This is a genomic window from Streptomyces sp. NPDC060027, assembly GCF_042737005.1.
Classification (GTDB): Bacteria; Actinomycetota; Actinomycetes; order Streptomycetales; family Streptomycetaceae; genus Streptomyces.
On record NZ_JBHWVI010000226.1, the window covers coordinates 1 to 14,095 of the forward strand.

Annotated in this window: 3 protein-coding genes; all 3 read left to right on the forward strand. The window is 73.7% G+C overall.

Annotated features, from left to right (window positions below):
* On the forward strand, positions 1-1,451 hold a 1,451-nt coding region (locus ACFWBT_RS35680; protein ID WP_385707106.1), incomplete at its 5' end, for an SDR family NAD(P)-dependent oxidoreductase.
* Positions 1,452-1,522: 71 nt separating this feature from the next.
* Positions 1,523-12,229, forward strand: coding sequence for an SDR family NAD(P)-dependent oxidoreductase (locus tag ACFWBT_RS35685; RefSeq protein ID WP_385707107.1), 10,707 nt, complete (start codon positions 1,523-1,525; stop codon positions 12,227-12,229).
* Between the two features lie 33 nt (positions 12,230-12,262).
* Positions 12,263-14,095 (forward strand): type I polyketide synthase (locus ACFWBT_RS35690; RefSeq protein ID WP_385707108.1); only part of this gene is annotated, 1,833 nt, incomplete at its 3' end.

Here is a 14,095-nt window from a genome sequence, read left to right on the forward strand (position 1 = left end):
TGCCCGCCGTGCTCGCTTCCGGTGAGCCGCAGTTCGCGGTGGTCGACGGGGAGGTGTTCGTACCGCGCCTGGTGAAGGCCACCGGGACCGCCACCACTACCGCCGCCGACCTGCCGGACCTCGCCGACGGCACCGTCCTCGTGACCGGTGCCTCCGGGGCGCTGGGCGCGCTCGTCGCGCGGCACCTGGTGTCCGAGCACAAGGTGCGCCGACTCCTGCTGGCGAGCCGCCGGGGCGCGGACGCACCCGGTGCGGCCGAGCTGGAGGCCGAACTGGTCGCCTGGGGTGGCGAGGTCACCTGGGCGGCCTGTGACGTCGCGGACAGGGAGGCCGTCTCCGGAATGCTGGACGGGCTCGGCGAGCATGCGCTGTCGGCCGTCGTGCACACCGCGGGTGTTCTCGACGACGGGGTCGTCGCCTCGGTCACACCGGAGAGGATGAGGGAGGTCTTCCGCCCCAAGGTGGACGCCGTGCTGAACCTGCACGAGTGCACCCGGGAAATGGGCCTGACCGCCTTCGTGGTGTTCTCGTCCGTCGCCGGCATGGTCGGCAGCGCCGGTCAGGCGAGTTACGCGGCGGCGAATTCCTTCCTCGACGCCTTCTCGGCGCACCGGCGCCGTGAAGGGCTGCCCGCCACATCGCTGGCATGGGGTGTGTGGGAACAGTCCGGTGCGATGACGGACGGCCTCGCCGAGGCCGACCGGGCGCGGATGGCGCGCAGCGGAGTGCTGTCGCTGCCGCCGGAGGAGGGGCTGCGGCTGTTCGACGCGGCACTGGCTTCGGACGAGGCGGTACTCGCCCCGGTCCGCATCGACACCGGCGCGCTGCGCGCCGGTGAGGCCCCGCCGGTGCTGCGCGCCCTCGTGCCGGCCACGGCCGCCCGGAGGGCCGCGCAAGCTGCCGCCGCTCCCTCCGCGTCCTCGCTGGCCGAGCGCCTGGAGGGGCTGCCGGAGGCTGAGCGGGAGAAGACCGTGCTGGACCTTGTCCGGGCCGAGACGGCCGCGGTCCTGGGGCACGCGTCGGACCGTACGGTCCGACCGGAACACGCCTTCCAGGACCTGGGCTTCGACTCCCTCACGGCCGTCGAACTGCGCAACCGGCTGAACAAGGCCACCGGGCTGCGGCTCCCCGCGACGCTGGTCTTCGACTACCCGACACCCGCTCTTCTGGCCCGTCACGTACTCATGGAGACGGCGGGGGCGGCCGGACCGGCCCTAGTGAATTCCCTACTTGCCGACCTGGACAGGATTGAACAACAATTGGTCACGCAGTTGTCAGCGAGTGAAACTCGCGACCGGATCGTGTCAAAGCTCCAGGCCGTATTGGCGAATGCCGGTGAATTCGGCAAGGTGCCGGTCCAGGAAGGACCTGGTACGGGCGGCAGCGATCTGGAATCGGCTACGGACGACGAAGTATTCGATCTGCTCGGCAAGGAATTCGGGATTTCCTGACCGCTTCGGCGCGGTCCGGTGACCCCTTGCCGAATTCCGGTAAGTCTTCGCAGGGGTGAGGGACGATTTCGGTGGCGAACGACGACAAGCTCCGCTATTTCCTGAAGCGAGTCACCGCAGATCTCCAGGAGACCCGGCGGCGCCTTCGTGACTACGAGGACGCCGCCGGGGAGCCGGTGGCCATCATCGGGATGAGCTGCCGCTACCCGGGAGGGGTGGACTCGCCCGAGGATCTGTGGGAGGTGGTCGCAGGCGGCCACGACGCCGTCTCGGAGTTCCCCGCCGACCGCGGCTGGGACCTGGACGCGCTCTACGACCCGGACCCGGAGTCCCGCGGGACCAGCTACGCCCGCGAGGGGGCGTTCCTGCGGGACCTGGCGCGGTTCGATGCCGGCCTCTTCGGGATCTCGCCGCGTGAGGCGCTCGCCATGGACCCCCAGCAACGGCTGCTGCTGGAGACGTCGTGGGAGCTCTTCGAGCGGGCCGGTATCGATGCCGCCTCGCTGGCGGGGAGCAGGACCGGCGTGTTCGCCGGCGTGATGAACCACGAGTTCCTCGCCGCCCTCCAGAACTCCCCGCAGGACCTGGAGGGTTACCTCGGGACGGGCACCTCGGGCAGTGTCGCCTCCGGCCGGGTGGCCTATACCTTCGGCCTCGAAGGCCCGGCCGTCACGATCGACACGGCCTGCTCGTCGTCCCTGGTGGCCTTGCACCTGGCTGTCCAGTCGCTGCGCAACGGCGAGTGCTCGCTGGCCGTGGCGGGCGGTGTCACCGCGATGGTCGGTCCCGCCACCTTCGTCGGCTTCAGCCGCCAGCGCGGACTGGCACCCGACGGCCGCTGCAAGGCATTCGCGGCCGGTGCCGACGGCACCGGCTGGGGCGAGGGCGCCGGCCTGCTGCTCGTGGAGCGCCTCTCGGACGCCCGCCGCAACGGACACGAGGTCCTCGCGGTCGTCCGGGGCTCCGCCGTCAACCAGGACGGCGCGTCCAACGGCCTGACCGCCCCCAACGGCCCTTCCCAGCAGCGGGTGATCCGACAGGCCCTGGCCGCCGCCCGGTTGACCACCGCACAGGTCGACGCGGTGGAGGCGCACGGCACGGGCACCCGGCTCGGCGACCCGATCGAGGCGCAGGCGCTGCTCGCCACGTACGGGCAGGGCCGTCCCGACGACAAGCCGCTGTGGCTGGGCTCGATCAAGTCCAACATCGGTCACACCCAGGCCGCGGCCGGTGTGGCGGGCATCATTAAGATGGTCATGGCCATGCGCCACGGCGAACTGCCGCGCACGCTGCACGTCGACGCGCCGTCCCCGCACGTCGACTGGTCGGCGGGGGCCGTACGGCTGCTCACCGAGCGCACGCCCTGGCCGGCGTCGGACAGGCCGCGCCGGGCCGGTATCTCCTCCTTCGGGATCAGCGGCACCAACGCGCACACGATCATCGAGGAAGCCCCGTCGGCCGAAGCGTTCGTGCAGGACGCCGAGGCCCGACAAGCGCCGGAGGAAGGCGCGGAGAGCGCCGGGGCCGTCGTCCCGGAGGCGGCGCGCCCGGCCGCGGGCGGACCGGTGCCGTGGGTGATCTCCGGCAGGACCGAGGAGGCCCTGCGCGCACAGGCCGAACGCCTGCTGTCCCGCACGGACGCCGAAGTCCCCCCGCTCGACGTCGCGTTCTCGCTCGCCACGACGCGCACGGCCCTGGAGCACCGCGCGGTGGTCCAGGGCGGGACGCCGGCGGAACTCGCCGAGGGATTGCGGGCCGTGGCCTCCGGCTCCCCGGCACCGGGCGTCGCGCGCGGTCTCTCCGGCACCGGCGGGCGCGTCGGGTTCCTCTTCTCCGGCCAGGGATCGCAACGCCCGGGCATGGGGCGTGAGCTGTACGCGTCCTACCCGGCGTTCGCCGCCGCGTACGACGAGGTCTGCGCGCACCTCGGCACCGCGGCCGACGTCGACTCGGAAGAACTGCACCGCACGGGCGTCGCACAGCCTGCTCTCTTCGCGGTCGAGGTGGCGCTGTTCCGGCTCCTCGAATCCTGGGGCGTGCGGCCGGACTACGTGGCCGGTCACTCCGTAGGCGAGATCGCCGCCGCACATGTGGCCGGGGTGCTGTCGCTCGACGCCGCCGCGAAGCTCGTGTCCGCCCGCGCCCGCCTCATGCAGGCCCTGCCCGCCGGCGGAGCGATGATCGCTGTCCAGGCCACCGAGGACGAAGTCCTTCCGCGTCTCACCGACGGCGTCGGCATCGCCGCGATCAACGGCCCGCGGTCCGTCGTGGTGTCCGGAGCCGAGGACGCGGTCACCGCGATCGCCGAGGTCTTCCGGCAGCAGGGCCGCAAGACCTCCCGGCTGAAGGTCAGCCACGCGTTCCACTCGCCGCTGATGGACCCCATGCTGGAGGAGTTCACTCAGGCCGTCCGCGGGCTGGCCTTCGAGAAGCCGCAGATTCCGGTGGTCTCCAACCTCACCGGCCGCCTGGCCGAGCCGTACACCCCCGAGTACTGGGTCCGTCATGTCCGCGAGGCGGTCCGTTTCGCCGACGGCGTCCGGACCCTGCACGACCTGGGCGTGACCACGTTCGTCGAGATCGGGCCGGGGGGCGTGCTGAGCGCCCTGGCCCAAGGCTGCCTGGACGACGACGTGGTCACCGTGCCCGCCCTGCGCGCCGACCGCCCCGAGCGGGCCGCACTCGTCGCCGCCGTCTCCGAACTGCACGCGCACGGCGTCTCCCCGGACTGGCACGCCTTCTTCCCCGGCGCCCGCCGCGTCGACCTGCCGACCTACGCCTTCCAGTACGAGCGCTACTGGCTCGACGCCTTACCGGCCGCACCCGGTGACGTCCGCGCCGCCGGACTGGGCTCGGCCGACCACCCGCTGCTGGGCGCCGCCGTCTCCCTGGCCGGCGGCGACGAGCGGCTGCTGACCGGCCGACTGGCCCTGCGCACGCACCCGTGGCTGAGCGACCACGCCGTGCTCGGAACCGTGCTGCTGCCGGGCACCGCGTTCGTCGAACTGGCCGTGCGTGCCGCCGACGAAGCCGGCTGCGACCTGCTGGAGGACCTCACCCTCGAAGCGCCCCTGACGGTGCCCGAGCGGGGCGGCGTCGCGGTTCAGGTGTGGGTCGGCGCGGCCGACGGCACCGGTCGCAGGCCGCTGACCGTGCACTCGCGCCCCGAGGACGACACAGACCTGGCGTGGGTCCGCCACGCGACCGGCTTCATCACCGAAGGGACCGAAGAGACAGGCGCCGCGGCTGCCGGCCGGGCGCTCACCGCGTGGCCGCCGACGGGCGCCGAGCCGGTCGACCTGGACGGCTTCTACGACCGGCTGGCCGCCCTCGGCCTGGCCTACGGACCGGCGTTCCGTGGACTGCGGAACGCCTGGCGCGCGGGCGAGGAGGTCTTCGCGGAGGTCGCCCTCCCCGACGGCACGGACACCGGCTCCTTCCTCCTGCACCCGGCTCTGCTGGACGCGGCGCTGCACGCGATCGGCGCGGGCGGTTCCCTCGCGGCCGAGACGGACGGGCCGCTCCTGCCGTTCGCCTGGTCCGGGGTGTCCGTGCGCGCCATGGGCGCGTCCACCGTACGGGTCAGGCTGGCACCGGCCGGTACGAACGCGGTGTCCCTGCTGGTGGCCGACGGCGCCGGCGAGCCGGTGGCGTCCGTCGAGTCGCTGACACTGCGCGCAGTGTCGGCCGAGCAGCTCCGCAAGCCCTCCGGTGACGCGATGTTCACCGTCGGGCGGGTGCCGCTGACCCTGCCCTCCGACGACGCGGACGGGACGGCGGTCGCGTACGTCCCGGACATCGCCGCACTGGCCGAGTCCGACGGGCCGTCGCAGCCGGACGTGGTCGTGGTTCCGTGCCCCGACGGCCCGGAAGGGGCGACCGGGGCCGAGCGGGTGCGTGCGGTCACCACCGACGTGCTGCGGCTGGTTCAGCTCTGGTTCGCCGACGACCGGACGTCACGCCTCGTGCTGGTGGCGCGCTGCGACGACCTCGCGCACGCTGCGGCGGGCGGACTGGTGCGCTCGGCCCAGGCGGAGAACCCCGGTCGGATCGTGCTGCTCGAAACCGACCGCCCGGACGAGGCGGCCGCGCTCGTGCCCGGCGTCGTCCTGTCCGGCGAGCCCCACGTCGTCGTCCGCGAAGGGGAGGTCAGCGCACCGCGCCTGGCCCGTGCCGCGTCCCCGGCAACGCAGGACGCGGCCACCGGCCCTGCGGACGAAGCGGCCTCCGCCCCCGCCGAGGGCGCTGACTTCGGCCTCGGCACCGTGCTGCTCACCGGCGCCTCCGGCGCGCTGGGCACAACCCTCGCCCGTCACCTGGTGACCGGACACGGCGTGCGCCGGCTGCTGCTCGTCAGCCGCCGCGGCGCGGGCGCCCCGGGCGCCGCGGACCTGAAGGCCGAACTCGCGGCGCTCGGCGCCGAAGCGACGTGGGCCGCCTGCGACCTCGCCGACCGTGACGCCCTCGCCCGGCTGCTGGCCGCCACTCCGGTCGACTCCGTCGTGCACAGCGCCGGCGTGCTCGACGACGGTGTGATCGCCGCGCTGACCCCGGAGCGCGTGGGCGCCGTCCTCGTGCCCAAGGCCGACGCCGTGCTCAACCTGGACGAGCTCACCGGCGAGAGCACGACGTTCGTGCTGTTCTCCTCCGCAGCGGGCGTCTTCGGCAACCCCGGACAGGGCAACTACGCCGCGGCCAACGCCTTCCTCGACGCCTTCGCCCGGCGCCGCCACGCCCAGGGGCGGCCCACGGTCTCGCTGGCGTGGGGCCTGTGGGAGCAGGAGGGTGCCATGGCCGACGCCCTCGACGAGACGGGCAGGTCGCGGATGGCGCGCTCCGGCGTCCTGCCGCTGTCCACCGAGGACGGCCTGCGGCTGTTCGACTCGGCGCTCGCCTCCGACGAGCCCGTGCTCGTCCCCGTCCGCCTCGACACCGCCGCCCTGCGCAACCGGGGGGCAGAAACCGTACCGGCCCTGCTGCGCGGACTCGTCCGCGTCCCCCTACGCGGCACGGCCCAGCGCGCCGCCAACGGGTCCCTGGCCGAACGCCTCGCCGCTCTGGCCGCCGACGAGCGCGACGAGGCCCTCCTGGAACTGGTCCGGGCCGAGGTCGCCGCCGTGCTCGGTCACTCCTCGCCTCGGGCCGTACCGCCCACGCACGCCTTCCAGGACCTGGGCTTCGACTCGCTGACGGCCGTGGAGCTGCGCAACCGGCTGTCCCCCGCCATCGGCCTGCGCCTGCCCGCCACCCTCGTCTTCGACCACCCCACCCCCGCCGCCCTCGCCCGGTACATCGGCACCGAACTCCTCGGCGAGGCCCCGGCCGCTCCGGCCGCGACCTCGGCGAGGCAGGCCGCGGCCGCCGTCGACGAGCCGATCGCCATCGTCGGCATGAGCTGCCGCCTCCCGGGTGGGGTCCGTTCGCCGGAGGACCTGTGGCGGCTGGTGGCCTCCGGCCGGGACGGCATCTCCCGGTTCCCGGACAACCGCGGCTGGGACGTCGACGGGCTCTACGACCCCGACCCCGAGCGCCTCGGCAAGACCTACGCGCGCGATGGCGGCTTCCTGTACGAGGCGGCCGAGTTCGACGCCGGCTTCTTCGGCATCAGCCCCCGCGAGGCCCTGGCGATGGACCCGCAGCAGCGGCTGCTGCTTGAGGCGTCCTGGGAGGCGTTCGAACGCGCCGGGATCGACCCGGCGACGGTCCGGGGCAGCCGTACCGGTGTCTTCACCGGCCTGATGTACCACGACTACGGCCAGGGCCCGCGCGAACTGCCCGAGGGCGTCGAGGGTTTGCTCACCACCGGAGGCTCCGGCAGCGTCGCCTCCGGACGCGTGTCCTACACGTTCGGTCTGGAGGGTCCCGCCGTCACGGTCGACACGGCGTGCTCGTCGTCGCTCGTCGCCCTGCACCTGGCCGTCCAGTCACTGCGCAACGGCGAGTGCACGATGGCGCTGGCCGGCGGCGTCACCGTCATGGCCGGCCCGACGGTCTTCGTGGAGTTCAGCCGGCAGCGCGGGCTGTCGCCCGACGGGCGGTGCAAGGCGTTCGGTGCCGGTGCCGACGGCACGGGCTGGGCGGAGGGCGTCGGCCTGCTGCTGGTGGAGCGGCTGTCCGACGCGGAGCGCAACGGCCATCGTGTGCTGGCCGTCGTCCGTGGCAGCGCCGTGAACCAGGACGGGGCGTCCAACGGTCTGACCGCGCCGAACGGTCCCGCGCAGCAGCGGGTGATCCGGCAGGCACTCACCTCCGCGGGCCTCACCACCGCCGATGTCGACGCGGTGGAGGCGCACGGTACGGGCACGAGGCTGGGTGACCCGATCGAGGCGCAGGCGCTCCTCGCCACGTACGGGCAGGGACGGGACGGCGACCGGCCTTTGTGGCTGGGCTCGTTGAAGTCCAACATCGGTCACGCGCAGGCCGCGGCGGGTGTCGCCGGTGTGATCAAGATGGTGATGGCGATGCGCCACGGAGTGCTCCCGCGAACCCTGCACGTCGATGAGCCGACGCCGCACGTGGACTGGTCGGCCGGTGATGTCCGGTTGCTGACCGAGGCCGTCGAGTGGCCCGAGTCGGACCGCCCGCGCCGTGCCGCGATCTCGTCCTTCGGTGTCAGCGGCACCAACGCCCACACCATCATCGAGCAGGCCCCCGCCACGGCGGAGTTGCCTCACACGCCCGGCTCCGGCACGGCCGTGCCGTGGGTGCTCTCCGGCAGGACCGAAGCAGCGCTGCGGGCGCAAGCCGCCCGCCTCGCGTCCTTCCTGGACGACAACGACAACGACAACGACAGGGACAACGACAACGACGGCCACAGGGACGACGACGGTGAGGCGGCCCTGGCGGCCGACGTGGCGTACTCTCTGGCCACGACCAGGGTGGCCTTCGAACACCGCGCCGCAGTGGTCGGGCAGACTCTCCAGGAACTCCGGCGGGGACTGGCCGGTGTCGCCGGCGGCGCTACGCCACCCGGCGTGGTGACCGGGACCGCACGCACCGGCGGCAGGACCGTCTTCGTCTTCCCCGGGCAGGGGTCGCAGTGGGTGGGCATGGCCACCGAACTGCTGGAGACCTCCCCGGTCTTCCGCGACCGGATCGAAGCCTGCGAACGCGCCCTCGCGTCGCACGTGGACTGGTCGCTGACCTCGGTGCTGCGCGGCACCTCCGAGGCCGAGCAGGACCGGGTCGACGTGCTGCAGCCCGTGCTCTGGGCGATGACGGTCGCCCTCGCCGAGGTGTGGCGCTCCTTCGGAGTGACCCCCGACGCGGTCGTCGGGCACTCCCAGGGCGAGGTCTCCGCGGCGGTGATCGCCGGAGCGATCTCCCTGGAGGACGGAGCGCGCATCGTGGTGCGGCGCAGCCTCGCGGTCCGCGAACTCCAGGGCCACGGTGCCATGGCCTCGGTGACGCTCCCGGAGGAGGAGGCGCGGGAACTGGTCGGCCGGTGGACCGGCCGCCTCGGCATCGCCGCCGTGAACGGGCCCGCCACCGTCGTGGTCTCCGGGGACACCGACGCCCTCGACGAACTCCTCACGCACTGCCGACAGTTGGGCATCGAGGCTCGCAAGGTCGCCGTCGACTACGCCGCACACTCGCCCCAGATCGAACGCGTCGAAGCACAGGCGAGCAAGGGATTTGCCGCGATCCGCCCGCTCCCTGGCTCCGTGCCCTTCTACTCCACGGTGACAGGCGGGAAGCTGGACGCGGACGAGCTCGGCTCCGGCTACTGGTACCGCAACATGCGGCAGACGGTACGGTTCCACGACGCGATCCGGTCCGCTCTCGCCGACGGGCACGACGTGTTCGTCGAAGTCAGCCCGCACCCCGTCCAGTTGGCGGGCATCCAGGACGCCATCGAGGCCGCCGACGCGGACGCCGCGGTCGTACCGACGCTGCGCCGCCGCGACGGCGGACGGAACCGGCTGATGCTCGCCCTGGCCCAGGCCCAGGTGCACGGTGTCGCCATCGACTGGGACGCCGTCCTGCCGGGCGCGCGCCGTGTCGGCCTCCCGACCTACGCGTTCCAGCACGAGAGGTACTGGCTGGAGGCGGGCGCTCCGGCCGGTGACGTACGAGCGGCCGGGCTGGACGCCGCCGATCACCCGTTCCTCGGTGCGGCGGTGGAGCTGCCGGACGCCGGCGGCCACCTGCTGACCGGGCTGCTGTCCCTGCGGTCCCAGCCCTGGCTGGCCGACCACGTGGTGCTGGGCACGGTGCTGCTGCCGGGCACGGCCTTCGTGGAACTGGCCGCCCATGCCGCGGCCGAGACCGGCTGCGACCATGTCGAGGAACTCACCCTGCAGGCACCGCTGGTGCTGCCCGAGCACGGCGGCGTCGCGCTCCAGGTCCTCGTGGGAGCCCAGGACGACTCCGGTCGCCGCCCGCTGAGCGTGCACTCGCGAGCCGGGGACGGCCCCTGGACACGCAATGCCACCGGCGTCCTCACCACTGGCGCAACCCCCTCCGGGACAGACCTGAGCAGCTGGCCCCCGGCCGATGCCCAGCCGGTGGACCTGGACGGCTTCTACGACCGCCTGGCGGACCTCGGCCTGAGCTACGGCCCGCTGTTCCGGGGGCTGCGCGCCGTGTGGCGCGGCCACGACGCGGTCTACGCCGAACTCGCCGTCACCGACGAGGCGCAGGCGGACGCGTTCGGCGTGCACCCGGCCCTGCTCGACTCCGCGCTGCACGCGCTGGGCGCGGGCGGCCTCGTACCGGCCGCCGACGGGCCCCTGCTGCCCTTCGCGTGGTCCCGCGTCACGCTGCACGGAACCGGAGCGGCGAGCCTGCGGGTACGGCTCTCCCCGGCCGGCGGGGACACGGTACGGCTGGAGGCCGCCGACGGCACGGGCCGTCCCGTCATGTCGGTCGAGTCGCTGACGCTGCGCCCGGTGTCGGCCGAGCAACTGCGCACGAGCTCCCGGGACTCCCTGTTCACCGTCGAGTGGGCACCGCTCGGCGCCACGGCCGACGCGCGGACACCGGTCGTACAGGCCTACGACGACATCGCCGCCCTCCTCGCCGCCCGCACGGCGGAGACCGGGGCGCAGGCGGACACGGACGCCGTCGTCGTCCCCTGCCCCGGCGGGTCGGGTACCGATGCCGAGCGGGTCCGGAGCGTCCTCGCCGAAGTGCTCCGGCTGGTCCAGTGGTGGCAGGCCGAGGACCGGGCCGCCCGCCTGGTGCTGGTGACCCGGGGCGCGGTCGCCGCCGGGGACGAGCCGGAAGAGGGCGACCCGGTGCAGGCGGCCGTGTGGGGCCTGGTCCGGTCGGCACAGTCGGAGAATCCGGACCGCATCGTCCTCCTCGACACCGAAGAGAATGCCGACCTGGAGCGGGCCGCAGCGACAGCCGTCCCCCGGCTCCTCGCCTCCGAGGAGCCGCAGGCGGCGCTCCGCGGCGACGCGCTCCTGCTGCCCCGGCTCGCCAGGGTCGCCGCCGACGCCCCGCGGGCCACCCCGGACCTCGGGACCGGCACAGTGCTCCTGACCGGCGCGTCCGGCGCTCTGGGCGGGCTCGTCGCCCGGCACCTGGTCGCCGAGCACGGCGTGCGCAGCCTGCTGCTGATGAGCCGGCGCGGCGCGGATGCCGAGGGTGCGGCGGAGCTCCGGGCGGAACTGACCGCCGCGGGTGCCGAAGTGCTCTGGGCCGCCTGCGACGTGGCCGACCGGAACGCCCTCGCCGAGGTACTGTCCGGCACGCCGGTGACGGCCGTCGTCCACACAGCCGGCGTCCTCGACGACGGCGTGATCGGTTCGCTTACGCCGGAGCGCCTGGAGAAGGTGCTGCGCCCCAAGGCCGACGCGGTGCTGAACCTGCACGAACTGGCGGGCGACGTGTCGGCGTTCGTGCTCTTTTCCTCCCTCGCGGGCACGCTCGGCACCCCCGGCCAGGCCGGCTACGCCGCGGCCAACGCCTTCCTGGACGCCTTCGCCCGGCACCGCCGCGCCCAGGGGCTGCCCGCGGTGTCGCTGCCGTGGGGCCTGTGGCAGCGCACCGGCACCATGACCGAGTCCCTCGGCGGCGCCGACCGGACCCGGCTCGCCCGCGGCGGCGTGCTGCCACTGTCCGACGAGGACGGCCTGGAACTTCTCGACGCCGCGCTCGCGCTGCAGGAACCCCTCGTGGTGGCGGCACGGCTGGACCTCGCCGCCCTGCGGAACGCGACCGCACCGGTGCCGCCGCTGCTCAGGGCGCTCGTCGGCGGCCGGCCGCGGCGCATGGACCGGGCGGCTTCCGTACCGCTGGCGCACCGGATCGCGGGCCTGCCCGAGAGCGAGCGCGAAGAGGCCGTCCTGGACCTCGTCCGCTCCGAGGTCGCCGCCGTCCTCGGCCACAGCTCGGCCAAGGCCGTCCAGCCCGACCAGGCCTTCGGCGACCTGGGCTTCGACTCGCTGACCGCGGTGGAGCTCCGCAACCGGATGAACAAGGCCACCGGCCTGCGGCTGCCCGCGACGCTGGTCTTCGACCACCCGACGCCCGCGGTACTCGCGCGGCGGGTGCTGAAGGACCTCCCCGGTGGTTCGGGCGGGACAGCGCCGGTCCTCGACGAGCTCGACCGCCTCGCCGCCGCCCTCGACGGCGCCGGAGCGGACGGCGTCGACAACGTCACCCGAACCAGGATCAACATGCGTCTCCAGGCGCTGCTCGCCCGCTGGAACGGGGACGAGCCGGCCGATCCGGGAGGCGCCGGCGGAGCCGGGGACGAAGACGACCTCAGCTCGGCGAGCGACGAAGAGCTGTACGAGCTCCTCGACGACGAACTCGGCATCTTCTGAACTGCGCAGGTCAAAAGGGGGCGGGCGACACCGATGATGAACGAGGACAAGCTCCGGGACTACCTCAAGCGGGCCACCACGGACCTGCGCCAGGTCCGGCGGCGCGTGCGCGAGCTGGAGGCCCGCGACCAGGAGCCGATCGCCATTGTGGGCATGAGCTGCCGGTTCCCCGGCGGCGTCGGCTCCCCCGAGGAGCTGTGGCGGCTGCTGGCCGAAGGCGAAGACGCCATCTCGCAGTTCCCCGAGGACCGCGGCTGGGACGTCGACGCGCTCTACGACCCCGACCCCGAGCAGCCCGGCAAGGTCTACACCCGGCACGGCGGATTCCTGCACGACGCGGCGGACTTCGACGCGGACTTCTTCGGCATCTCGCCGCGTGAGGCACTGGCCATGGACCCGCAGCAGCGGCTGCTGATGGAGACCGCCTGGGAGGCCTTCGAGCACGCGGGCATCGACCCCGCCGGCCTCAAGGGCAGCCGCACCGGTGTTTTCGCCGGCCTGATGTACCACGACTACGGTTTCACGCCCGGAGTCCTCCCCGAGGGGGTCCAGGGGCTGATGAGCACCGGCAACTCCGGCAGCGTCGCCTCCGGGCGCATCGCCTACACCTTCGGGTTCGAGGGCCCCGCGGTCACCGTCGACACCGCCTGCTCGTCCTCGCTCGTCGCCCTGCACCTCGCCGTGCAGGCGCTGCGGGGTGGCGAGTGCTCCATGGCGCTCGCCGGCGGCGTGACGGTCATGGCGGGCCCGAGCGCCTTCGTCGAGTTCAGCCGCCAGCGTGGACTCGCCCCCGACGGCCGCTGCAAGTCCTTCGCGGCGACGGCGGACGGCGCGTCCTGGTCCGAAGGCGTCGGCCTGCTGCTCGTGGAGCGGCTGCGGGACGCCCGCCGGCTCGGCCACAAGGTGCTCGCCGTCGTCCGGAGCAGCGCCGTCAACCAGGACGGCGCGTCCAACGGCCTGACCGCGCCCAACGGCCCCTCGCAGCAGCGCGTGATCCTCGAAGCGCTGGCCGGCGCCCGGGTGTCCGCCGAGGAGGTCGACGCCGTCGAAGCACACGGCACGGGCACGAACCTCGGCGACCCGATCGAGGCGCAGGCACTGCTGGCGACCTATGGACAAGAGCGCGAACGACCGCTCCTGCTCGGCTCGCTGAAGTCCAACATCGGCCACACACAGGCCGCGGCGGGCGTCGCCGGCGTGATGAAGATGGTGCTGGCGATGCAGCACGGCGTGCTGCCGAAGACGCTCCACGTGGACCGGCCGACCCCGCAGGTCGACTGGTCGGCCGGCTCGGTCGAGCTGCTGACCGAGGCGATCGCGTGGCCGGAGACCGACCACCCCCGCCGGGCCGGGATCTCGTCGTTCGGGATCAGCGGCACCAACGCCCACGTCATCGTCGAGCAGGCGCCCGAACCGGAGGCGGAGGACCCGGCCGACGACAGGACCGAAGGCGAGGGCGTGGCCGAGGAACTGCTGCGGGCCCGGACCACGGTGGTGCCGTGGGTACTCTCCGCGAAGACCGGGGAGGCGCTGCGGGAGCAGGCACGACGACTGCTGTCGTCCGTGGACCTCGCGGCCGCGTCCCCGGCCGACGTGGGGTTCTCGCTGGCGGCCACCCGCTCGGCGCTGGAGCACCGGGCGGCGGTCGTCGGCGCGGACGGGGCAGAGCTGCGCGCGGGGCTGACCGCCCTCGCGGCGGGCGAGCCCGCGGCACAGGTGGTGACGGGGCGCGCCGGTGCCGACCGGGGCAAGGTCGGGTTCCTGTTCTCGGGTCAGGGTTCGCAGCGGTTGGGGATGGGGCGTGAGCTGTATGCGGCGTATCCGGTGTTCGCTGCGGTGTACGACGAGGTGTGCGCGCTTCTGGAT